Annotated in this window: 20 protein-coding genes and 2 pseudogenes; 15 read left to right on the forward strand and 7 right to left on the reverse strand. The window is 60.2% G+C overall.

The genetic code is table 11. The features are described from left to right. Positions 1 to 120: 120 nt before the first annotated feature. The 4 genes and pseudogenes from ACFFWD_RS03115 to ACFFWD_RS03130 form a co-directional block, all read left to right on the forward strand. A pseudogene (locus tag ACFFWD_RS03115) lies at positions 121 to 312 on the forward strand (transposase); the annotation flags it as partial. An 18-nt stretch (positions 313 to 330) separates the two neighbouring features. Next, positions 331 to 774 (forward strand): thiolase C-terminal domain-containing protein, encoded by a 444-nt coding sequence (locus tag ACFFWD_RS03120; RefSeq protein ID WP_376961385.1) that lies wholly within the window; start codon positions 331 to 333, stop codon positions 772 to 774. 234 nt (positions 775 to 1,008) lie between these two features. Next, a complete protein-coding gene (locus ACFFWD_RS03125) occupies positions 1,009 to 1,248 on the forward strand; it encodes an OB-fold domain-containing protein (protein ID WP_376961387.1) in 240 nt (79 codons plus the stop codon). A gap of 152 nt (positions 1,249 to 1,400) precedes the next feature. Further along, positions 1,401 to 1,985, forward strand: coding sequence for a TetR family transcriptional regulator C-terminal domain-containing protein (locus tag ACFFWD_RS03130; RefSeq protein ID WP_376961345.1), 585 nt, complete (start codon positions 1,401 to 1,403; stop codon positions 1,983 to 1,985). A 40-nt stretch (positions 1,986 to 2,025) separates the two neighbouring features. Here the strand turns inward: ACFFWD_RS03130 and ACFFWD_RS03135 are convergent, their stop codons facing one another. Further along, complete coding sequence (locus tag ACFFWD_RS03135; RefSeq protein ID WP_376961347.1) at positions 2,026 to 3,639, reverse strand: AMP-binding protein; 1,614 nt, start codon at positions 3,637 to 3,639, stop codon at positions 2,026 to 2,028. A 288-nt stretch (positions 3,640 to 3,927) separates the two neighbouring features. Between ACFFWD_RS03135 and ACFFWD_RS03140 the strand changes: the two genes are divergently transcribed. From ACFFWD_RS03140 to ACFFWD_RS03155, 4 genes are all read left to right on the forward strand, one after another. After that, the gene (locus ACFFWD_RS03140) at positions 3,928 to 5,142 is read left to right on the forward strand and encodes an ABC transporter substrate-binding protein (RefSeq protein WP_376961349.1); all 1,215 of its coding nucleotides are present in this window, start codon (positions 3,928 to 3,930) and stop codon (positions 5,140 to 5,142) included. A gap of 15 nt (positions 5,143 to 5,157) precedes the next feature. Beyond that, positions 5,158 to 6,303, forward strand: a complete 1,146-nt coding sequence (locus tag ACFFWD_RS03145; RefSeq protein WP_376961351.1) for an acyl-CoA dehydrogenase family protein — start codon at positions 5,158 to 5,160, stop codon at positions 6,301 to 6,303. Positions 6,304 to 6,431: 128 nt separating this feature from the next. Beyond that, a complete protein-coding gene (locus ACFFWD_RS03150; RefSeq protein ID WP_376961353.1) occupies positions 6,432 to 7,241 on the forward strand; it encodes an enoyl-CoA hydratase/isomerase family protein in 810 nt (269 codons plus the stop codon). Between the two features lie 31 nt (positions 7,242 to 7,272). Next, positions 7,273 to 8,379, forward strand: coding sequence for an NAD(P)H-dependent flavin oxidoreductase (locus ACFFWD_RS03155; protein ID WP_376961355.1), 1,107 nt, complete (start codon positions 7,273 to 7,275; stop codon positions 8,377 to 8,379). A gap of 69 nt (positions 8,380 to 8,448) precedes the next feature. Here ACFFWD_RS03155 and ACFFWD_RS03160 read toward each other — a convergent pair whose 3' ends face one another. After that, positions 8,449 to 9,708, reverse strand: coding sequence for a CaiB/BaiF CoA transferase family protein (locus ACFFWD_RS03160; protein ID WP_376961357.1), 1,260 nt, complete (start codon positions 9,706 to 9,708; stop codon positions 8,449 to 8,451). A gap of 227 nt (positions 9,709 to 9,935) precedes the next feature. Here ACFFWD_RS03160 and ACFFWD_RS03165 point away from each other — a divergent pair, with 227 nt between their 5' ends. Together ACFFWD_RS03165 and ACFFWD_RS03170 are read left to right on the forward strand one after the other, a co-directional pair. After that, positions 9,936 to 10,427, forward strand: coding sequence for a MaoC family dehydratase (locus ACFFWD_RS03165; protein ID WP_376961359.1), 492 nt, complete (start codon positions 9,936 to 9,938; stop codon positions 10,425 to 10,427). Between the two features lie 3 nt (positions 10,428 to 10,430). Continuing rightward, the gene (locus ACFFWD_RS03170) at positions 10,431 to 10,934 is read left to right on the forward strand and encodes a MaoC family dehydratase (RefSeq protein ID WP_376961361.1); all 504 of its coding nucleotides are present in this window, start codon (positions 10,431 to 10,433) and stop codon (positions 10,932 to 10,934) included. Between the two features lie 41 nt (positions 10,935 to 10,975). On the opposite strand, the gene ACFFWD_RS03175 is transcribed toward ACFFWD_RS03170, so the two are convergent. Further along, a complete protein-coding gene (locus ACFFWD_RS03175) occupies positions 10,976 to 11,845 on the reverse strand; it encodes an IclR family transcriptional regulator (RefSeq protein ID WP_376961363.1) in 870 nt (289 codons plus the stop codon). Positions 11,846 to 12,054: 209 nt separating this feature from the next. Between ACFFWD_RS03175 and ACFFWD_RS03180 the strand changes: the two genes are divergently transcribed. Further along, a complete protein-coding gene (locus tag ACFFWD_RS03180; RefSeq protein WP_376961365.1) occupies positions 12,055 to 13,296 on the forward strand; it encodes a CaiB/BaiF CoA transferase family protein in 1,242 nt (413 codons plus the stop codon). Positions 13,297 to 13,332: 36 nt separating this feature from the next. Here the strand turns inward: ACFFWD_RS03180 and ACFFWD_RS03185 are convergent, their stop codons facing one another. Further along, on the reverse strand, positions 13,333 to 14,148 hold the full coding sequence (locus ACFFWD_RS03185; protein WP_376961367.1) for an SDR family NAD(P)-dependent oxidoreductase: 816 nt from the start codon (positions 14,146 to 14,148) through the stop codon (positions 13,333 to 13,335). A gap of 269 nt (positions 14,149 to 14,417) precedes the next feature. On the opposite strand from ACFFWD_RS03185, the gene ACFFWD_RS03190 reads away from it, so the two are divergent. Beyond that, entirely contained in the window at positions 14,418 to 15,329 is a 912-nt protein-coding gene (locus ACFFWD_RS03190; RefSeq protein ID WP_376961369.1) for an HpcH/HpaI aldolase/citrate lyase family protein, read from the forward strand. Positions 15,330 to 15,355: 26 nt separating this feature from the next. On the opposite strand, the gene ACFFWD_RS03195 is transcribed toward ACFFWD_RS03190, so the two are convergent. Continuing rightward, a complete protein-coding gene (locus ACFFWD_RS03195; protein ID WP_376961371.1) occupies positions 15,356 to 16,186 on the reverse strand; it encodes an IclR family transcriptional regulator in 831 nt (276 codons plus the stop codon). A gap of 128 nt (positions 16,187 to 16,314) precedes the next feature. Continuing rightward, complete coding sequence (locus tag ACFFWD_RS03200) at positions 16,315 to 18,222, reverse strand: flavin-containing monooxygenase (protein WP_376961373.1); 1,908 nt, start codon at positions 18,220 to 18,222, stop codon at positions 16,315 to 16,317. A 675-nt stretch (positions 18,223 to 18,897) separates the two neighbouring features. Here ACFFWD_RS03200 and ACFFWD_RS03205 point away from each other — a divergent pair. From ACFFWD_RS03205 to ACFFWD_RS03215, 3 genes are all read left to right on the forward strand, one after another. Beyond that, positions 18,898 to 20,106: an ABC transporter substrate-binding protein gene (locus ACFFWD_RS03205; protein WP_376961375.1), complete on the forward strand. Its 1,209-nt coding sequence runs from the start codon at positions 18,898 to 18,900 to the stop codon at positions 20,104 to 20,106. 49 nt (positions 20,107 to 20,155) lie between these two features. Beyond that, the gene (locus ACFFWD_RS03210; protein ID WP_376961377.1) at positions 20,156 to 21,064 is read left to right on the forward strand and encodes an alpha/beta hydrolase; all 909 of its coding nucleotides are present in this window, start codon (positions 20,156 to 20,158) and stop codon (positions 21,062 to 21,064) included. 224 nt (positions 21,065 to 21,288) lie between these two features. Continuing rightward, a complete protein-coding gene (locus ACFFWD_RS03215; protein ID WP_376961379.1) occupies positions 21,289 to 22,488 on the forward strand; it encodes an acyl-CoA dehydrogenase family protein in 1,200 nt (399 codons plus the stop codon). Between the two features lie 495 nt (positions 22,489 to 22,983). Here ACFFWD_RS03215 and ACFFWD_RS03220 read toward each other — a convergent pair. Beyond that, positions 22,984 to 23,299, reverse strand: a pseudogene (locus ACFFWD_RS03220) (hypothetical protein); the annotation flags it as partial.

Below are 23,299 nucleotides of genomic sequence, written 5' to 3' on the forward strand. Positions count from 1 at the left end.
CAGCAAGTCCGGCAATGTCCCTTATGCCGCCGGAAGCGGACGTAAATTCAGAGCATTAGCAGGACCGCGACCGGCGCTGCCCGAGACGTGATTCAAGTTCCAAAACCGGAGCCTCGAATCATGCGCTACGAACTCAGCGACTACGAATGGACCGCCATCAAACCGATGCTGCCGAACAAACCGCGTGGGGTTCGGCGTGTAAACGACCGTCGCGTGCTCAGTGGCATTTTCTGGGTCCTCTGCTCAGGTGCTCCATGGCGCGACCTGCCCGAGACCTATGGTCCCCGCACCACTTGTTACAATCGCTTCGTGTATGTGCTCGGAGCAGCCATGGGATCTGGACATCGTGCCGCAGCGACGGCCCACAATTCGTCACGCTATGCCAGTGCCAGCTTCGATACGGTTGCACCCGATCTTTATCGCATGGCAAGGGTTGGTCCATCCGACATCGGCGTAGTCCAGAGCTACGAGAACTTCACAGGCGGCGTCGTTATGGCCTTGGCGGACCACGGGTTCTTCAAACCGGACGAGGCGAATGACTTTCTTACGGTCGAAAACCTGATAGCGCCGTCCGGGCGGCTACCGCTCAACACCAGCGGTGGCAACCTCGCGGAATGCTATATGCATGGTTTTGAGCTCGTTCTGGAAGCTGTCCGTCAGGTACGTGGGACATCGATGAGCCAGGTTCGACGAAACGACGTAGCGTTGGTCATCGGCGGCCTGATGGTGACGCCCGCCAGCAACCTTATTCTGGGCTCGGAGGCTACGCTATGAGTGGGCGGGCGTGCGCACTATCTCCCTGCCGGGTTGCCCATTCGAGTGACCGAGCCAGATTGCCTCTCGGCACCGTACTGGGCGGGCTTGCGCGAAAGCCGACTACTGGTGCAACGCTGTGACCGCTGCCGTACCTGGCAGTTCGGGCTGGAATGGATATGCCATCATTGTCACGCTTTCGATCCCACATGGACTGAGGTCGAACCGACCGGCCGGATCTTCAGTTGGGAACGCGTGTGGCATCCCTCGCATGCGGCGCTGAAGCACCACGGTCCGTACGTCGCAGTGCTTGTCGAGTTGCCACACGCCGGCAGCGTACGCATGGTGGGTAATCTGCTGGGCGATCCCCAGCAGCCCGTCGTTATCGGAGCTGAGGTTGAAGGGGTGTTCGAGCATCACCCGGAGTCCGATCCATCGTTCTCTTTGCTGCAATGGCGGCTACGGCCAGGCTGCCGACCGGACAATGGTCGTTGAAACATGCCCATCAAAAATCGCCCTATGCGAAATTGAATGGACATCCAAAGAAATTCGGTGATTTAGTGCGAGCGGCAGGACAAGGAGAACGCTGCTTGCAGAAAGCGGAGAAGCGGGCGCGCGGGCGTCCGGTGGGATCGTCGGATCAAGGGGTGAAACGACAGGAATTCGTCGTCGCAGTGATGAAGGCGATTGCCGAGCGCGGCTACAAGGATGTAACTGTCGCGACGATCTGCGAGGCGGCTGGTTTCTCGCGCGGCCTCATTGCGCACTATTTTCCTGGCAAGGACGCGTTGCTGCTGCATGCCGTGGGCGAGGTGGCGAAGGATTTCGAGCAGGCCACACGAGCTGCGGCCGACGCGGCCGGCCCAGATCCGCTCGATCGCCTGCACGCCGTCGTTACCGCAAGCTTTCGGCCGCCGGTGTTCACGCCGGAAAGGGTCCTCGTCTGGGTCGCCCTTGCCAGTACGTCGCGCTGGTCGCCCGAGCTCGCCGAGATCTACCGAAAACTGTATCGGCCCTATCGTCGCGGATTGGCCCATCTCATGCAGCGCGCAGGGGATGCCCGCGGCGTCCAGATCAATTCTGACCGCCTTGCGATAACACTCACTCAGCTCACCGAAGGCCTGTGGGCCGGCTGGGCGGCCGATCCCAAGACGGTGTCGGCCGCAGAGGGGGAGGCGGCATGCCACGATCTGCTCGACGCATTCTTTCCCGCACGACGGGCTGCTCCGTAGCTCGAGTGCCGCGCGTTGGACGAAGCGGAGGCTGACCGCGCTATTTGCGCTTCTTCATTGCGCGCAGATCGATCGCGCCGACGATGGTTCGAGGGTCCAGTCCGGGTGCAAAGATCTGCGCCTTGTTGATCTTTTCAGTCGCCGTCACGGGCATCCGATCCAGAAACAGCATCCACCCAGGCGCCTTGTAGTAAGCGAGTTGCTGGTTGCAATAGTCCACGATGCCTTGCGCAAGCTCAAGATCGGCCGTGTGACCTGGAGTCGGCACGACGCAGGCGAATATCTCTTCTCCCGCCTTTTCGTCAGGAACGGCCAGGATCGCGATCTGACGCACGGAAGGATGTCGGCAAAGCACGGTTTCCACCTCGGTGGCGGCAATGTTCTCACCGGATCTGCGGATCATGTTCTTGCGCCGATCGACAAAATAGATGATCCCGGCTCGGTCCTGGCGGACGATATCGCCCGAGTGCCACCAGCCGCCGCGCCAACCGGCCTCGGTCGCAGCCGCGTCGTCGAGATAACCGGCAAAGAAGCCTCGTCTCGGATCCTCGCCCGCCAGTCGAACGACAAGCTCACCCTCGGTGTCCGAAGCGACCTCGCGATCGTGCTCATCGACAACTTTCGCCTCCAGGGGAGCGACCGGACGACCGATCGCACGGGCGCCGATCGGGCGTGGTTCATGATCGTTGGCCGTCCAGCGCCCAACTTCGGTCATGCCCCAGACCTCGAGGTGCGGGATTCCGAAGCGTTCCTCGAACTCGCGGTGGATGGCAGGCTCCATTCCCGCCCCAAAGCCAAATCTCACAGTGTGCGCGCGCTCATCCGAAGATCTGTCCAGCGCGATCAGAGCCTGCGGCACGGCTCCGATGTAATGGACGATCGTTGCGCGGCTGGTCGAGACCTCGCGCCACCATCGCTTCGCCGAAAAATGTTCCGGGCGGATCACGCATCCCTGCGACAGCAGCATCGGCATCAGCGCGACCACGCCGGCGTGGACATGGAACACCGGCATCGGGTTGAACAGCCGGTCCCTGCCAGGCTCGATCGAGAAGCGGCCGCCGCTCCTCGACAGCGTGAAGAACCATTCCCCCGCCGAGAGCCAGTAGTCGTTCGTGACCAGGCAGCCCTTTGGGCGACCGGTCGTACCGGAGGTGTAGAAAACACCAGCCTCGGTGTCACGACCGAGAGGTCCCGGTGCAGCGCGCCGAGCAGGCGAAGGCAGCCGTTCCGGCATGTCGTCCGCTGCAATCACGACGAACTGGTTTGCCAGCTCAGCTGCGACGACCGTCAGTCGGTCGACGTGGTGGCGAAGGGCGACCGCGAGCTCGGCGCCGCTGTGCCTCATCTGATAAAGCAGCTCGGCGTGGCGATGGTCGGGATTGACCGGCACCACGCTTGAGCCAGCCGCGTTAAGCGCGAGCAGGTGAAGGAAGTAGTCGGGCCTGTTCTCAACGAGGAGGGCGACGCGATGTCCTGGTCCGTATCCGGCCTGTCTGTAGCGCTCGACGAGGGCTAAGACGCGCTGCATCGCCTCGGCATAGGTCCATTCAAGGCCATCGGGCGCATAGGATGTACCCGCGGGCACACAGACGAAGGCATTGTGCGGTGCCACGGCAACGCTCGCCCGAAATGCTTCGAAAATCGTGTCGGCCACCTGTCGTCGTTCTCCCGCATGGATCGCGTGGCGATCAGATAGGACGCTTGAGGTCCGTTCGAACGCCACCGCAACCGCCGTCTTGTCATAGGTCAGGCACGCGGCTCGTGCGCGCGTACCAATGCGTGAGCAGGCCCGTTGATGGCCAGCCTCCGCTTTTTTCCGGCGTCGGGTCCGATCCTAAAGCGGGGGCGCAGGAAGGCAACAATAATTTTGTTGAACGTCCGGCAAATTATGCCATGATGGCCGCAGCAGGAAAAAAATGGGATCGAGGCCTGGGAGGTGAGCATGCTGTGGAGATTGATGGGGGCCGCGGTGACATCGCTGCTTGTTGTGGGCTCCGGTTTCGCACCTTCGGCTCAGGCGGCGTCAGATACCCCGGTCAAGATCGGCGTTCTGGGTGATCAGTCGTCGGTCTACTCGGCTGCGGGCGGACGCGGCAGCGTCGAGGCGGCAAAGCTCGCTGCGGAAGATGCCGGATTGGTGCTTGGAAAGCCTGTCGAGATCGTCTCGGCGGATTTCCAGCTGAAGGTCGATGTCGGCGTGGCAATCGCCAGAAAGTGGTACGACGAAGAGAATGTCGATGCGATCATCGACGTGCCGTTTTCGGGTCTTGCCCTGGCCATCGCTGATATGACTCGGACCAAGAAGAAGCTCGCGCTCTTCAACGCCGCGGCGAGTTCCGAGCTGACCGGAGCGAAATGCTCGCCCTATGTGGCGCAATGGACCTACGACACCTATTCGCTGGGCCGCGGGCCAACCAGCGGGCTCGTCAGCCGCGGTGAAAACAGCTGGTTCTTCCTGACCAACGACACCGTGTTCGGCGCCAGCCTTGAAGGTGATGCCTCCGCTGCGGTCAAGGCCGAGGGTGGTACGGTGATCGGCTCGGTTCGCACGCCGACCGCATCGACGGACTTCTCATCGTTTCTGCTGCAGGCACAGGCTTCCAAGGCGAAGGTGATCGGACTCGTCGAGGCTGGTGCTGATCTCGCGACCGTGCTCAAGCAGGGCGAGGAGTTCGGCGTGAAGTCGCGGGGGCAACGCTTCGCGGCTCTGATGGCCACGATCGACGCGATCCACGGCGTCGGCCTCAAGGATGCGCAGGGCATCATCGTGGCCGAGGCGTTCTACTGGGACCAGAATGATGAGACGCGGGCCTTTGCCAAACGGTTCTACCAGCGGATGGGGGCCATGCCGACGCAGGTGCAGGCTGGCGCCTACAGCGTTGTCAATCATTATTTGAAGGCGATCAAGGCGGTTGGCTCGAAGAACCCCGACAAGGTCATGGCCAAGATGCGGGAAACGCCGATCGACGACTTCATGTCGCACAATGCGAAGCTGCGGGCCGATGGCCGCGTGATGAGGGATCTGTATCTGTTCGAGGTCAAGTCGCCAAAGGAATCGAAGGGCGAGTGGGACTATTACAAGCAGATTGCTGTCATCCCGGCGGACAAGGCGGTCCGGCCACTCGATCAGGGCGGGTGCCCTCTGATCGGTCAATGATCGTGGACGAGACCTGTGCCCGCATCATTCGACACCGGTGAACTCGATCTGTTCCGCGCGACCGTTCGCCGTTTCCTGGCGGACGAGGTCGTCCCGAACGCCGACCTTTGGCGGACGAGGGGATACATCGACCGCGAGCTGTGGCGGAAAGCAGGTGTGCTCGGGCTGCTCTGCGCCAGCAGCCCGGAAGAATATGGCGGCGGGGGAGGCAACTTCTGGCACGAGGCCGTCATCATCGAGGAATTGGCGCGGATCGCGTTTCCGGATTTCAGCGTCCCGTTGCAAAACGTGATTCTGGCGCCGTACTTCGCGCAGTACGGCACCGAAGAGCAGAAGCGACGCTGGTTGCCGCGCCTGGCCCGCGGTGATCTGGTGGCGGCGCTTGCGATGAGCGAGCCGGGTGCAGGCTCCGATGTGAGAGCCGTCCGGACCCGGGCGCGTCGCGAGGGCAACGAGTACGTCGTCGACGGGCAGAAGACCTTTATCACCCATGGCCACACGGCCGATCTGATCTGCCTGGCTGTCAAGACCGATACCAGCGAGGACAACGGTGTTCGCGGCTTCAGCCTGCTGGTGATTGAAGCCGACGAGACGCCAGGGTTCAAACGCGGCCGCAGACTGGACAAGGTTGGTCTCAAGGCACAGGACACGGCGGAGCTGTTCTTTGATGCGGCGCGCGTTCCCGTCTCCAATTTGCTGGGAGGCATCGAGGGCCGTGGCTTTTATCAGTTGATGGAGCAGCTTGCGAAGGAGCGCATCAACATCGCGATGCAGGCGCTGGCTCTGGGCGAAGCGGCGCTGGCCGAGACCGTGGCCTATGTGAAGCAGCGCGAGGTGTTCGGCAAACGCCTCATCGATTTCCAGAACACGCGGATGGTGGTGGCCGAGGCCAAGACCGCGCTGGCGGTCACGCGCACTTTCGTCGAAAGCTGCATCGATCAGCTGATCGCCGGAACGCTGGATGCCGAGACCGCCGCGATGGCGAAGTGGTGGGCGACCGAAAAGCAGTGCGAGGTCATCGACAATTGCGTCCAGCTGCATGGCGGCTACGGCTACATGCTCGACTATCCGATCGCCAGGATGTGGAGCGACGGTCGTATCCAAAAAATCTGGGGCGGCTCTAATGAGGTCATGAAGGAGCTGATTGCGCGTGCCTTGTGACAAACGGACGCGGGCTGCGACCGCTTGACCGTCAGACCGCGCAGGCCGTTGGCGATGCCGAGAAACGAACTCGATGATCGGTGCCCCGAGAGCCGAACCGAGAAGAATTACACAGTCCGGAGACGAGAATGAGCCAATACACAAAGTATGAATGCCTGAAAGTCGAGGTCGCCGACAAGGTCGCGACCGTGACCCTGAACCGCCCGCAGGCGCGCAATGCGATCAATCAGAAGCTGATCCGCGAACTACGCACGATCTGGGACGACCTTGCCGACGATCACGCCGTCAATGTCGTGGTGCTGACCGGGGCCGGCGACTTCTTTAGCGTCGGCGGCGACGTGAAGGCGATGTCGGAGCGGCCGGGCGGGGACGTGCTCGAAGAAGGCGAGGTACACGATCCGATGATCAGCCGGCGCGGCGTCACCCGTCAGCTCGAACTCGACAAGCCGATCATTGCCGCAATCAACGGCGACGCCATCGGCCTCGCGGCAACCCATGCGCTGCTCTGCGACATCACCGTCATGGCCGAGGATGCACGGATCGGTGATACCCATGTCTCGCGCGTCGGCCTGGTTGCGGGCGACGGCGGCACCGTGATCTGGCCGCTGCTGATCGGGATTAACAAGGCCAAGGAGTTTCTGATCCGCGGCACGCTCCTCAAGGGAAGGGAGGCTGAGCGGATCGGGCTGGTCAACCACGTCGTTCCGCGCGCAGATGTGCAGGCCAAGGCCCGCGAGATCGCGATCGAGCTCGCCAACGGTCCGGCCTGGGCTATCCGCTGGACCAAACTGTCGATCAACCAGATCGTCAAGGACCGCGTGAATATGCTGCTCGAAGCCTCGATGGCGCTGGAGCAGGTGACGTTCGAGACGGCGGACCACAAGGAGGCGACGATGTCATTCAAGGAAAAGCGCAAGCCGAGATTCGGTCAGACCTGATTTAGCCTGCAACCTGACGATTGGAACGCGCATGCGCAACCGCATCACTGACATGTTCGGGATTGAAGTCCCGATATTCGGCTTCACGCACAAGCCGGAGGTCGCCATCGAGGTGACAAATGCCGGTGGCATGGGCGCCTTGGCGGCCAGCTACTATCAACCGGACGAGCTCGAGCGGATTCTCACCGACATGGATGAGAAGACCGGCGGACGCCCGTACTGCATTGATGTCCTCTTTGCGAATAAGGTCGGGGAGGTGGTGCCGTTATCCGACCGTCTCAAGGCTCTGCCGAAGGAGCACGTCGAGTTCGTCGAGAAGATACTGGACGATGCCGGGATCCCTGCGTTGCCTCCGGATGTCGAAGCGCAGATGCTGCGTGAAAAGCCGCCGGGCCACGGCCATACGGAAGAAGGCGTTCTTGAAGTTCTGGAGATCGTCGTCAAACATCCGCAGGCCCGGTTTGTGCTCAGCGCAATGGGGGCGCCTCCGGCCTATGTCGTCGACAAGCTGCACGGCCATGGCATCAAGGTCGGCGCCATGGCGGGCAGTGCCGAACATGCCCTCAAGCACGTTCACGCAGGCGTTGACCTGATCGTCGCGCAGGGAAGCGAGGCCGGAGGGCACACCGGGACGATCTCCTCCATGGTGCTGTGGCCGGAGGTGGTCGATGCCGTCTCTCCGATCCCGGTCCTCGCTGCAGGCGGTGTTGGTAGCGGGCGTCATATTGCAGCCGCCCTTGCGCTCGGCGCCGAGGGTGTGTGGTGCGGCACCATTTGGCTCGGATCTTCGGAAAGCGAGTTGTCCCCTGACATGCGCAAGCGATTTATTGCCGCGCGCTCGCAGGATGCGATCCAGAGGACGTACGACACTGGCAAGCCGCTGCGGGGTCTACGCAGCAAGTGGACGGATGCGTGGGATGCGCCGGGAGCACCGCAACCCCTTCCACTTGCGGCTCAAAAGCTGCTTGTTGCTCCCGCGCTGAAGCGGCTCGAGCTCGCCAATGCGGCCGACTACATGGGCTATATGGCGGGACAGATCGTTGGCAGGGTCAAGGATGAACGGTCGATCCATGACATCATGGACAATATGAAGTCCGAATGCCTCGCGGTCCTGAAGAACCTCAGCGCCAAGGCCTAGAGCACGGCGTGCCGCTGCTTGCGGCCGAGCCGCCCGACACGTGATCGTGCAAGAAGGTGGCTCGGTGTCTCATGTTGCAAGGCCGGCAGGGATTTGCTCCGGAGAGACTTCATTCTCGATGTGAGCAACCTTACGGTCGAGCGCTGAGCGGATCTCCGCGGCGCTCATTCCCATCGAACGGAGCACCTCCCCGGTATGCTCGCCCAAGAACGGGCTTCGGGTCAGAACTGCGCCGGGCGTCAGGGTCATCTTGACCGGCACACCAGCGATCCTGGCCAGTTCACCACCAGGATGCTCGACCTCGACGATCATGTCGCGGGCTTTGAAGTGGGGGTCCGAAACGATGTCCAGAACGTTCATGACAGGGCCGAACGGCATGCGTCCTCCGAGCTTGGCGGTCAACTCAGCCTTGGTGAACTTCTGGGTGTTCTGCCCGATCAGAGGGATCAGCAGCCTCCGATTGTCCGCACGCTTCCCTTTCGACGAGAAGCGAGCGTCCCGCGCAAGCGCTTGCAGATCAAGCTCACGACAAAGCACGTCGAAGAAGCTCTGATCGTGTGCGGCGAGCGCAACATGTCCGTCAGCCGCAGGAAATATGCCGAATGGACACAAGAAGGGATGATGGTTTCCTTCCGGACCAGGTATCAGCCCCTCGGCGGTATGTTGCCAGACGGCGCGTTCGCAGATCGAAAGAATGGCGTCCACCATCGAAACATCCACAAACTGCCCCAGGCCGGTGCGCCGCGCGTTGTGTATCGCCGCCAAGACACCGAACGCCAGCATCAGGCCTGGAATGGTATCGCCGACACCCGGTCCGACCTTGGTCGGCATTCCACCAGGCTCCGCGCCGGTAATGGCCATCATTCCACCCATGGCCTGAGCCACTACATCGAACGCCGGCCAGTTCACGTATGGCGAAGGCCCGGTGCGACGATCGCCAAATCCCCGGAGCGAGCCGTAAACGAGCCGCGGATTGACTTCGGAGAGCACCTCGTAGCTCAAGCCGAGCCGGTCCATTACGCCGGCACGAAAGTTCTCAATGACGGCGTCGGCCTCCTTGCAAAGGGTCTTGAAGATCTCCCGACCTTGTTCGGATTTGAGATCCAGGCACACCGACCGCTTGTTGCGGTTTATGCTTTGAAAATACGTGCTGAGAGGTTCGGAGTCGCCGACATGGCGGCCGCCACGGGTAACGTCTCCGGCCGGAGGTTCGATCTTTATGACCTCGGCACCCTGGTCTGCGAGAACCATGGTCGCATAGGGGCCAGCCAGCATCTGTGTGAGATCCAGGATGCGAATGTCCGACAGAGCACCAAATGATTTTCGCATGCCGACTCTCCCAGCGCCAAAGGTCACATGCAAACCACTATTGCGCCCCTTACGCATGCGCCAGCGATCAAGGTCCGCCAGCGATCGATATTACAAATGCATTCTGATCGGCGATTTCGTCCGCTAGCGATTACGGATGCAATATGAGGTGCAACCCGTGTCCTCCGGCTGTCAGCTCGTGCATTGTTGCGGTTGACAGAAGTGCGGGTGTCGAACGGAAGGATGAAATGTCGAAGGATTTTCGTGCGCTTGCAAAGCTCAGACCGAGGGGACACCTCTACGAGGATTTCTCCGTCGGTCAGGAATTTGTGCACCATTGGGGACGAACCATCACGGAAAGCGACACAATCGCTTTCTCGACATTGACGCTCAGCTTCAATCCTCTCTACTTCAACGCGGAGTACGCAAGGGCGCATGGCCACGACAGTATCGTCGTGAACCCGCTTCTGGTCTTCAACGTGGTCCTCGGCCTGAGCGTGGAGGACTGCAGCGAGATCGGCGGTCCATTCGTCGGATTGGGCAAGCTCGTCTACCACAAGCCGGTATTTCCCGGCGATACCCTTTACGCGCGTAGCAAGACTGTCGCCTGTCGGCTGTCAGCGAGCAATCCAGCCAATGGCATTGTTACCTGGCACACCGAAGGGCGCAATCAACATGACGATCTGGTGCTCGACTTCGAGCGGTCAAATCTGGTTCGCCTTCGTGCACCGAAAGGATAACAAATGAAGCTGCTGGGCAGGGAGTGGTGGCGCCTCACGTCACCGGATAACTACTTCGAGGACTTCGAGGTGGGGCAGGTCATTCGTCACGCGCGCGGAAAGACGATCGAGCCGCTCGAGAACGTCCTGATCACCAATCTGGTCATGAATACCGCTCAGGGTCATTTCAACGAGCACGCAATGTCGGTCTCGTCATTCAAACAGCGCATTAGCTATGGAGGGGTGAACTTCTCGGTCATCATGGGGCTCGCAAGCCAAGACACCTGCGAGAATGTGCTTGCCGAACTGGGATTGGACAATATCCGTCTGATGGCGCCGGTGTTCCACGGCGACACACTGTATGCGTATTCAGAAGTGCTCAGCAAGGAAGATGGCCCGGAGGCAGATGTCGGTATCATCGTGTTTCGGCACTATGGCGTCAACCAGGAAGATCGCCAAGTCTTTGAAGGTGATCGGCGCGTTCTAATCAAGCGCCGACAACATTGGGGGAAAGAAGCTAACGGATAGCACCTGCAATTGCGGCGGTGCCGTGTGTGGGTCGCGAACGCTCACGTGAACCGATTGGTGAGCCATGGAGGCAAGGGCGAGAGTTGTGGGCCAACGACGGCCGTTTCCGTACCTTCGGCTTCAGCACTCGCTTCTGCAACAGGTCGAACCGCCTCGGCTAGCGGTTGCCTCGTGGCGATCAAGGAAGCCGCATGGCGAAGACCGAGGACAATTGCGTCGCGCTTTTGCGCAATGCGCTCGACGCGAGCGCCCGCGCCGATTGCTAGAGGAGTACCTCCAAGTGGTGAAGGAACCGCCACAGCTATGGCGCCAAATCCGGGTGAGATGTCTCCAGCGGTTTCGGCATATCCATTGCGCCGATCGGCCGCTATGAGGTCGAGATATGCAGCTTCTTTCACGCGAAATCTCGGGTCGGTTGCTTCAGCATTGCAGCGACGAATCCAACGATGAAGCTCCTCTTCGCCCGTCATGCTCAGAAGTATTCTGCCCATCGCAGAGCAGGTCAGTGACCGATGCATGCCAGAGGTTATCAGCAGGCTGTCACGGTTCTTCGGCGTCACCACAAGTATGTACTGTGCAGTCGACTTGTTCTGCATCCCGATGAAAACGGTTTCCTGGAGCTCAAGAAGCAGAGATTTGAGGATTGGGACGAACTTCGCCGTGCCTTCGTAACGATCAAGCAGCCAGCTGTTGAGCAGCATCACTCTCAGCGTAGGGGCGTACCGTCTCCGCGGGGCATCGTATTCAAGGTAACCCATGTTGGTCAGGTTCTTTAGCAACATGCTCACGCTTGGTTGCGGTATATCCAGGCTCTTGCTGACGTCGCCGACGGTCAATGGCTCCTGGCGAACCGAGAAGAGCTCGAATATCGCAAGGGTCCGCTCCGCCGATTTGATTGAGCGATCGCTCATGGCCTTGTCCTTAAGCTTGCAGCGTCGTGTGCGTCCATCCTGGCATAATTTGCCGGACGTTCAACAAAATTATTGTTGCCTTCCTGCACCCCCGCTTTAGGATTGGACCCGACACTTGTGCTGCGTTGCACAGCCGGGCCTGACGATTGCTAGTCCGCAATTGCTCGAGCGAGTGACCTTTTGACCCCTGCCGCTTTGGAGAGACGATCATGTACGATCAAGCGTCTGCGCTCGGTGCACGGAGACCTGACGCGCCCCCGGCGCTCGAAGGTATTCGGGTCGCCGACTTTTCTCATTTCATTGCCGGCCCGATGTGTACGCGATTTCTTGCTGACATGGGCGCCGACGTGATCAAAATCGAGAATGCAGCGTCCGGTGACGATTTGCGGCGGTTCGAGCCAAGACTTGCCGGGCAGAGTGTACCGTTCCTGTGGGCGAACCGTAACAAGCGTGGAATAGCGCTCGATCTCTCCCGAGATGACGCCAGGCAGATCGCAATGGATCTGGTGCGGTCGTCCGACATTCTCGTCGAGAACTTTTCAACCGGGGTGATGGAGCGCTTTGGGCTCGGCTATGATGCACTCAAGGAACTCAATCCGAAGCTGATCTATTGCAGCGTGTCTGCCTACGGCCGAGAAGGCGAACTTGCGGACCGTCTCGGATTTGACTCTGTGGTGCAGGCAGAAACCGGCTTCATGTCCCTGAACGGATTTCCTGACGGACCTGGCCTGCGAACTGGACCGGCTGTGATGGATATCGCAACCGGGCTTTCGGCGACGATTGCGGTCCTCGGCGCACTTGCCGCCAGATCCAGGACAGGGGTCGGGCAGAAGGTCGAGACGTCATTGTTCGATGTTGGCACCTTGATGCTCGGTTTTCAGGCGCTGGGTTATCTCGCCACGGGAAAGAACCCCAACCGCGTGGGCAACGATGGGACCGACACCATGCCGACCGGGGTCTTTGCGACGGCAGACGGGACGCTCTACATCATTTGCGCCAACGACAGGACCTATGGCCGGCTGGTTCGGGACGTCCTGAACCGCCCAGACCTGGTCGACGATCCGCGCTTTCGTACCAATCGCGATCGGATGGAAAATCGTGGTGAATTGAGGGCTATCCTCGAGCGGGCGCTGGCCACGGACGGAAGCGAGGCGTGGGCGCAGCGGATGCGGATGCATAAGGTCCCCGCGGGCGTCATTCGGACAGTCGAGCAAGCCTTTCAGTCGAGCGAAATGATCGCACGCGGTATCGCGAGCACGATCGCCCATCCAACCGCCGGAACTGTTCCGGACATCGCCTGTCCGCTACGGCTCGCAGCCACTCCGATTGTCGCTGCGGTGGCTGCACCAACGCTGGGACAGCACACTCGCGAAGTCCTGGACATGCTCGGGTACGCTTCGGATCGAATTGCCGAACTGTCGGCGGCAGGTGCATTCGGGGCTCAGGCTTAGGCCGACGGCTCCTGTCATGTCGGCGTATCAGGCGCTTTAGTGAGGCGTCAGCAAGGCGCCTCCGCTTGCGGAAATGCACTCTCCCGTGACGTAGCGAGACAGGTCGGTGGCCAGAAATTCGATGACACCGGCGCAGTCTTCGGCTTCGCCAAAGCGGCGCATGGGAATGCCTTTCAGCTCAGAGTCCACGCCGATCCCGCGCGCCTGTGATTGGGCCTTCACGCGCGGCGTCATGATGATCCCTGGCGCGATACAGTTAACACGGATGCCGTGCGGTCCAAGCTCGGCAGCCAAGTTTCGCGTGTAATGGGTGACTGCCGCCTTCGCGGCCCCGTAGAGTGCGAGCCGCCCATTTGGCGCCACGGAATGGGCGGCTACGGACGACGTGTTGATGATCGAGCCGGAAGATTGGGATTTCATGATCGGGACGGCCGCCTGGCAGCAGAAGATCGTGCTCCAGAGGTTCGCGCCAAACAGTTTGAAAGCGTCTTCCTCGGGGCAATTGGAGGGCGAGCTGCGCTCGACTGGCGTAATGGCGCCTCCAGCATTGTTGACGAGGACGTCGATGCGCCCGAATGCCCGTATGACGGCCTCGATCGCGTCGCATGCGGCCCTTCGTTCGCCGAGGTCGCCCTGGAAGGTTACGCACCGCCGTCCCTTGGACTGAACTTCGTCGGCGACCGTTCGGGCCGACGTCTGGAAGCCGGTGCTCGCGCCATCGAAGCTCAGATCGATCGCGCCGATGTCGGCGCCAAGTGACGCCAACCGATTGACATAAGCTCTGCCTAACCCGCCGGCTGCACCGGTCACAATCGCTACTTTGCCTTCTAGCTTCACGTTGACCTCTCCCAAGAGATGTTTCCACCGCGCTGTCGACGCACATCCAGCGCAAGACCGCGGATCTAAAGACGCGGCACCTCGCGGCCGCGCCCCGTTGCTGGACGATATCATCCAGGCGGACGCGCGACATTGATTCTGCCTTTGATCTTGAAACATCACAGACGTAATCATCGCGCTGACGTGTCCCTGAACGCTTGCGATCGAACGGGAAAGTATGCGCACTTGTCGATCGCGGCGGCCGCGATCGGCGAGGCTTTCGCTTTTTCGGCATGGAGATCCAGATGACGACGCGTATTCGACGAGCCCGGCGCTGCCAGTTGTCGGTACCTGGCAGCAATGAAGCGATGTTGAGGAAGGGGGCCGCGTCGGATGCCGACCATGTGTTCTGCGATCTTGAGGACGCCGTTGCGCCTAGCGCGAAGATCGAGGCTCGCGGCAAGGTTGCTTGGACGCTCAACAATCTCGATTGGGGGAGGAAGACACGCTGCGTTCGTATCAACGATGTGACCACCGAATGGTGTCATGGAGACGTGATTTCGGTCGTCGAGAGCGCCGGTGAGAACCTGGATACGATCATGTTGACGAAGCCGTATTCGGCGGCTGACGTCATTTTCTTGGATCGGTTGCTGACCCAGCTCGAGAAGAGGCTCAAGCTTGCGCGTCGCATCGGTATTGAAGTTCTCGTCGAGGAAGTGCAAGCCCTGCAGAACGTCGAAGAGATCGCCAAGTGCTCCGATCGGCTCGAATGCCTGATTTTCGGGATGGGAGACTATTCCGGGTCACAGGGGATCGATACGCGCGAAATTGGCGGCAATGGCGGCTATCCAGGTGACATTTTCCATTTTGCCCGCTTCCGGATCACAATGGCCGCGCGGGCCGCAGGCATTGATGCGGTCGACGGGCCTTATTCCAACTTCAAGAACGAGGAAGGGTATCGCGCCGAGGCTAACAAGGCCCGCGCGCTCGGCATGGTCGGAAAGTGGGCCATCCATCCTTCACAGATTGCGTCTGCGCAGGCGGTATTCTCTCCAAAGTCGGAGGAGATCGCACGCGCGAGACGGATGGCCGCGGCCTATCGTGAGGCCGAGGCGAAGGGATTGGGAGCCGCGCAGGTTGATGGCGTCATGATCGATGTGGCCGTCCTTCGGCTCGTTCAGAATACCTTGGACAAGGCTGATCTTTACGGCTTGTAGGGGGCGCACGTCATCGCACGCAATGTCTAACCGGTAGCCGTGGCCAGCCGAAAGCCGAGGAGGCGGGACACATCGGTTGCGCAGCGGATTGTGGCGGCCGTCAGCTTTTCCAGTTGCGCTCCGCTGACGCGATGCGCTGAGCCGCCGGCCGAGATCGTCGCGACCACCTGTCCGCGATGATCGTAGATCGGCGCCGCCACGTGTCGTAATCCCTTGATGAGCTCCTCGTCGTCAAGTGCGAAGCCGGCCTTTCGAACGCGGCCCAATTCTTCCATGAATGCGTCAACCGTCGTTATGGTCCTGGAGGTGAAGGCGTCCATTCCGTTCTCGGCGAGCATCTGCCGAACGTAGCGAGCGTCCTGCCAAGCAGCGAGAACCTTTCCTGGCGCACTGCCATGGACCGGAACGACCGACACCATGGTGATGTCCCGCCGCAGAGTCTCAAGCGTGCGCCCACGCATGATGACGACCTTCCACTTATGCAGCCGGCTGAGGCTGATATACTCCTTGAACTCGGCGGACAGTTCGGCCATCGCGGGCAGCGCAACGAGGTCAAGCTCCCGCCGTCCCAAGGCCGAATTTCCGAGCAACGCTAATCCCAGGCCGAGGTAGCACCGGCCTGTCTCCGGTTCTTGCTCGACCAGACCTGCTGCGGCAAGCGTGCTGACCAAACGGGAGACGGTACTTGACGAGGTATCGAGCAATTCAGCGAGGTCGACGATGCGGAGCGGACGCCCGGCCTGGTAGAGTTCCTGGAGGACGGCGATAGCCTTCCCGACCGACTTTATCAGGCTCAGGTCCAACACCTCCGCCGCTCCCATTGCTGGTTTCTTCGGCTTCGAGGGCTTGGCGGCCACGTCGTTCTCCCAGGCTCAGTAGACTGTATCGTCGCTGGATGCACACTCCGCGATCGGTGAGGCGCGTGCAGGATAGCTACCTGCATGCTTGGCTGCCACCCCTTTGTTCATCCGGCCACAGCTCTGAACTAGGACCCTTGTCCTGCGGCGGATCGTTGTTCCCGGACGTCGTCCTGTCGCGGTGGCTCGAGGTACATGCCGTCGAGCCGGTCGTCTGCCCGCCACGACTCGAGCATGGCGTAGAACGGCATCGGACCATCGCCGTATCGGCCGCCCTGGAAGATGTCCTCGCTCTTCGTAGCCTTGCCTTCAGCGTTGTAGTACCCCGGCGTACACTGTTGATAAAAGGCGACTTGCGCGATGTTCTTCGGTGAGGTGCGGATCAGGTGAACATAGTTGTCGACTGCTTCGGAGGTGGGTTCGACGTAGTCTTTCGAGAGGGTTTTGACCCTACGCAGGGTGTAGGCCACGTGGATCGCTTGCTCATCTAGCAACTGGACCGCGTTCGTGGCTGCCGCCGTTTGCTGGTTTCCGCCCATGAAGAAGCAGTTGGGAAACCTGTCGGTGGTCATTCCGTGGAATGTTCGAACCCCGGGGCGCCAGTGCTCGCTTAGGGCAAGCCCGTCCCGGCCGAACAATTCGAACCCGGTCAGTCGGGTGTAGGAAATTCCCGCCTCAAAGCCGGTCGCAAACACAATGCAATCGACGGGATACTCGGATCCATCAGCCACGATGCCCCTTCTCGTAACTTGCTCCACTCCGCGTCCTTGGGTGTCGACCAGGATGACGTTGGGGCGGTTGAAGGTCTCCAGATAGTCATCATGGAAACACGGCCGCTTGCATAGCCAGCGGTACCATGGCTTCAACGCTTCGGCGGTTGCTCGGTCTTTGACGACCTCGTCCACGCGGCCGCGGATCTTGTTCATGACCTGATAGTCGAATATCTCGCCTAGCAGGGCGCGTTCTTCCTTCGTTGGCTTCCGACCAAGCCGTTCTTCGATCTCGTTTGGTCTCAGCGGGTTGAGAGACCCTGCAATCTCGGTCCATCCGTCATTGACGTGGTTCACATCCTGCTTGAGACCGGACATGAGACGCTGGAAATTGTCGCGCCGTCTCTTCTGCCACCCAGGCGTTTGTTCGCCGACCCAATCCGGCCCGGTTTGCTGGTTGGCCCGGACGCCTACGGATGATGGGGTCCGTTGGAATACAACGAGCTGCTTTGCCCATTTTCCGAGCTCCGGAACGATCTGAATCGCAGTCGCTCCCGTGCCGACGACGGCAACTCGCTTGTCGACGAGGCGGGTGAGGGTGAAGTCCCGCTCGCTTCCCCCCGTATAACCGTAGTCCCAACGGCTCGAGTGGAAGGCATGCCCGTCGAATTCTTGGATGCCCGCTATACCCGGAAGCTTGGGAAGGCTCTGCCTGCCGCAGGCGAGCACTAGGTAGTCCGTGGTCAGTCGATCTCCGCGGTTTGTTTCGATGAGCCAGTGCCGTTGAGAGTCGATCCAGCGAGCTTCGGTTATGGTCGTTTGAAAGCAGGCCTTTCGGTACAGATCATAATGCTGGCCAATATTGCGGCTAAGCTCGAGCATCTCGGCTGCATAGGCATATCGATGCTTCGGCGCATAATTGAGTTCTTCGATAAGGGGTAGATAGATATGAGCCTCGATGTCGCACATCGCGCCGGGGTATCGATTCCAATACCACGTCCCGCCGAAGTCTCCCGCTTCATCGACGATGCGGATATCGCGAAAGTCCGCTTCTCTCAGACGCGCGCCAGCGAGAAGGCCTCCAAAACCAGCTCCAGCAACGATGACTTCAGTGTGTTCGATGATTGGCGGCCGGGTGAACCCGGGTGCCGTCCAGGGATCGCGGTCGAAATGCGAGAACTTTCCCATCGTCGGAACGTACTGCGCGTTACCCTGCTCGAGGATTCGCTTGTCACGTTCGCCATCGTACTTTGATTTGAGTTCGTCGCAGTCGAAGGGAAGTTTACCCAATACCTTCTTGATGACCTCTTGTGCGTCTCGTTGCATGCGACTGTCCCCGGATCACGTTGAGCGGCGTTGCGCATCGGCCAAGCGACAGCGGGACAACCTGATCCAGTCTGCACTTCCGATGCATAATATGCAATCATATTGCACGATGTGCCGGATGCAACAGTCGGGTTCCTTCGATCGACGGTGTAAGCCATTGAAATAACGCACTAAACCGTGACGGGTCGTTTATTACAAGTGTGATCGGCTTTGTGGTCTGATTGTCGCCTGGTCCGGCTTGTTGATCGGCGTGTCAGATGTCTTGCCGGGATTGGTTGTTGTCGACGATCGTGCCGCCGGTCTCTCGGGGGGGAGGGAGCCATGCGCTCGATCCGGTCAAACGGAACGTGCAAGCGCTGCGCCTTAGTTCGCGAATGCCTCCGCAAGGAGGAGGTACATTGAACGCGATTCACGTCCGCTCGCACTTCCGAGTAGCGGATTCGTTTAAGGTGCACTTGTTCAAGGGGGGGGCAGCAGAGTGTGTCACTGCGGCAGCGTTGGCGGCGCCCAGCGCTCAAATTGCTCGCACAACAGCCGCTCGGCCCCGATCACACTCGTAATATGCGACTGACATGACCTCCGCTTTGTTGACCGATCCTCGTCCTCGTCGGAAGTTCGGGACAACGAGCGTCCACAGGGACGCGAGCGATGAGGAATGGCTCAGGGAGGCACGGTGTGATCAGAGCGACTATTCTTGCGCTAACGATTGCGGTGAGTTGTACGCATGCTTTTGCCCAGTCGGGCGATAGGAACTACGGCCCCGGTGTTACGGATCAGGAAATCAAGCTCGGGCAGACGGAGCCCTATAGCGGTCCTGTCTCGTCGAGCGCCGCGCTTGGCCGCGGGGCAGCCGCCTATTTCGAAAAGATCAATCGCGAAAAGGGCGGAATAAATGGTCGAAAGGTCAAGCTGATATCGCTTGACGATGGGTATAGCCCGCCAAAGGCTTTCGAGCAGGTGCGCAAACTGGTCGAAGAGGAGGGGGTGCTTGCGATTGTCGGGTCAAACGGCTCGCCGACCGGAGTGGCGTCGCAGGCCTACCTCAACAAGGCTCGGGTACCGCAGCTCTTTCAAATCTCGGGCAGCAGGAAATTCAACAACCCAAAGCATGCGCCCTGGTCGACTGGGTTCTTCATCCCGTTCTACACTGAAGGGCAGATCTTCGGCAGGTTGATCATGAAGTCCTGGCCGAATTCCAAGATTGCCGTCCTATATCCGAACGACGAACTCGGCCGGGAATATCTCGCAGGACTGCGCGCGGGCCTTGGCGACAGGGCCGACGCGATGATCGTGAAGGTGGCAAATTACGAATCCACATCGCCAACGATCGATTCCCAGGTTGCCCAACTTACTTCGTCCGGCGCAGATCTGTTCTTCAACGCAGCGTTGACCAAGTTCGCCTCACAGTCGATCCGCCGTGCGCGAGAGATGGGTTGGAATGCGAGAATGATCGTTCCATCGATCTCCGGTTCGATCGGCGCAATTCTTCGTCCTGCGGGCCTGGAGAATGCAAAGGGATTGATAAGCTCGCAATGGCAGAAAGACCCCACGGATCCGAGATGGGCGAATGACAAGGACGTTCGCGACTACCTGGAGTTCGTCAAGACATATCTTCCCGGTGTGAACCCCGAAGAGACCGCGTATGCGACGGGCTACATGGTCGGGAATCTGATGGAGACGATTCTGAAGAGCTGCGGAGACGAACTCACGCGAGAGAGTGTCATGAAGCAGGCGACAAATCTGAAGAACGTCTCCTTGGTGTTGGGGCTTCCCGGCGTGTCCTATGAGAACTCTCCTGAAGACTACAACATCATCCGCAATTTGCAGTTCGTCGAATTCGACGGGACCAAGTGGGCCCCGTTTGCCGCGCAGGTCGGCAACTAGACGTTGGCTCTATCCTTGGCGGCATACGCTCGAAGCTGGTGGAACTGATATGGCAAGTCCTGAATTCTCGGCGTTCCTGAACACATTGCGGTCCAGGCCGACGCCCACCGGCCTCTCAATTGCGGAGTTGCGTCAGCGCTTTTCAACGTTGGCAGCTCAGTTTGCTCCGGATCCTGACTTGCAGTTCCAGCCGGTCGATGCGGATGGTGTATCTGCCGAGTGGTGCGTTCCGCCGGGCGTTCAATCGAATGGCGTGCTATTCTTCCTCCACGGCGGCGGCTATTGCATCGCTTCGGTTCGCGATTATCGGGACTTTGTGGGCAGACTTGCCAAGGCGACGCGCTGCAGGGTGTTGAGCGTCGAGTATCGGCTGGCTCCCGAGCACCCGTTTCCAGCGGCGCTGAATGATGCCATCCGAGCCTACCGGTGGCTGCGGGCGTCGAAGCTTCACCAGAATATCGTGGTCGGCGGAGACTCGGCCGGCGGGGGTCTTTCGATGGCCCTGCTCATCAGCCTCAGAGATGCGGACGAACCGCCTCCCTGTGGGGCGTTCCTGATCTCGCCCTCGACCGATTTGGCAAAGGAAGGGGCGTCAATGCAAAGCCGCGCGGCGGTTGACCCGATTATCACGCCGGAGACGACCCTCCGATATGCGAAAGCTTATGCCGGCGAAAGAAGCGTTCGAGAGCCACTCATCTCGCCGCTATACGCTGATCTCGGAAACCTGCCTCCCTTGTTCATCATGGTGGGCGACTGCGAGCGGCTGTTGGACGATTCAACGCGTCTGGCGGACAGGGCGCGCGAGGCAGATACCCAGGTGACGATCGAAATCTGGGACGAGATGATACACATCTGGCCTTTCTTTGCATCCTTGCTTCCTGAGGGACGTGCCGCGATCCAGCGAGTGGCAGAATTCGTCGATGGCCGACTTGAAGCAGTGCGGAAAGGCCACGACTGACAATAGCTGGGGCAGTGCATTGCTGCAGCGATGGCATATCTGATGAACAGCAGGACGTGAGTGCGACATTCACGTCTCGCAACAGGCCGCTTCGTCCGCGGCTGGTAGATGCGCTCGCGACGATCGCGATGGATGCTCACTAGGCTCATGTTGCGAGACCTGGCGCTCGAGATCGCCAACATATTCGGCAAGTAACGCACGCGACGAGGCCGGGGATACGAAGAATGGGGACGCCGACAACGATGACGAATGGCACGTCTTTTGGTTGGATGACTGAAGAGCGGCTCGCGATGCAACGCGTAGCGCGTGATTTCACTCTCAAGGAGATCGTGCCCGTTGCCAACATGCTCGATCCCATCAAGGGCGATATACCGCGCGAGCTGATCGAACGTATGGGTGATCTGGGCTTCTTTGGGATTGTCATTCCCGAGAAGTTTGGCGGACTTGGCCTGGGATCGTTCGAATATTGTTTGGTAGCGGAAGAACTGGCGCGCGGCTGGATGAGTGTCGCGAGCATAATTGCGCGCGGCAACAAGTTTTATTCCGCTGTGCCCGGAACGCCCGAGGAACGGCGCAGAAAGATCGCACTCATGGCCCAGGGCCGCTATCTCGGTGCCGCGGCGCTGTCGGAGCCCCAAACCGGGTCGGACTTGTCGAGCGTTGCGTGCAGCGCGCGGCGCGACGGCGAGAACTGGCTCGTGAACGGCAACAAGTATTGGTGCACGTTCGCGGATGGGGCGGACTTCATCCGCGTGTTATGCCGGCTGTACGGTCCAGACGGTCCGACGGAAAGGACGGTGAGCGTTTCAGTGGAGAAGCCCAAAGGCGAATTGCCCAAGGGAGTCACAGGCTCGCCGATCCCAAAGATCGGCTACTTCGGCTGGAAGACGTGGGAGCTCCATTTCGACAACGTCCGTGTTCCTGTCGGGCCGAACGACAGGGAAGAGGAGGGGCGTGCATTCCAGGCTGCGGCCGCCGGCCTGGAGCTCGCTCGGGCGCACACCGCGGCACGCTCGATCGGTCTGGCGCAGGCGGCGCTCGATCACGCTATCGCTTATTCGAAAGAGCGCGTTCAGTTCGGTGAACCAATTTCGAATTTTCAGGCGATTCGTTTCAAGATCGCAACCATGGCGACCGAGATCGAGGCGGCGCGGCAACTGATGTACCACACCTGCAGTGAAATCGATGCTGATCGGCCGGCTGCCATGCTGACATCCATGGTCAAGTATTTCGCCTCGGAGATGGCTGAGCGCGTCACCAGCGAAGCGTTGCAGATCCTCGGTGGAGCTGGATACACCACGCTGCACCCCGTCGAACGCTATTGGCGAGATGCACGTCTCACAAAGATCTTCGAAGGTACCTCTGAAATCCAGCAGAGGATCATTTCCGACAAGTTGCTCGGAAAGCCGATTAAGAAGAGGTGAGTTTTAATGATGTCGGCGCCGAACGCGGAGGTGCAGGTACATGGGCAAGCGACAGTCCGCGGCCACCACAATTGCCGGTTGCTAAATTGTCAGCCGACACTCGCGAGCCGCTATATCTGTCCAGCCTGAACCATTGCATCTGGTTTCACCGCGCAATCTCCCCGGATGCGGAGATGCACGTCGAAACCAAAAGCCCCTGCACCGACCGACGTGCAGTGGCTGCTCAGGCGTTGCTGGTAGCGGCGGGAGCTCGGCAACAGCGTCCAGCTCAAAGACCTTGTATGCCCTGGTCCGCTGTCCACGACCTGGTGCCGGTCGTCCGCCGGGTGGCAGCGCCTGGGTTCTAAGATATCGGAGTGACCGTCCGGTAGCTCCGTAGAGACGATGCGAAGGAAGGAGCGAGACGCGCGAACCGCGCTTTCATTACTTCAGCGCAAAGGCCTGATATGGGCCTCTCGCTGCGATACGTTCGAGCCCGACGCCCGAACGTCCGTCTCATGCCCTGATCGAGAACCGGTCGAATGCCGTCAAGGTCTGCAAGCGTGGCTCCACGTCCCGAAGGTAGATCTCGGTCTTGAGAAACGCGATTTCGTCGTCGATCTTGCTTTCCTCGACGTCGACATACCATGACCTCGGCCTGCCATCGCTTCCGTCGCTCCAACGGTAGCCGCGCCGTCTCAGCGAATCCTTGAACTCGAACGGCGATTGCTCTGCCCACATCCGCATCGTCTTCCTGCGAGCCTGCTCGAGCATGCGGATTCCGCTCGATGTCGCCCAGCATTCCGAGATGATCTCGCCCACCATTCCGATT

The organism is Bradyrhizobium erythrophlei (assembly GCF_042430365.1).
Taxonomy (GTDB): Bacteria; Pseudomonadota; Alphaproteobacteria; order Rhizobiales; family Xanthobacteraceae; genus Bradyrhizobium; species Bradyrhizobium erythrophlei.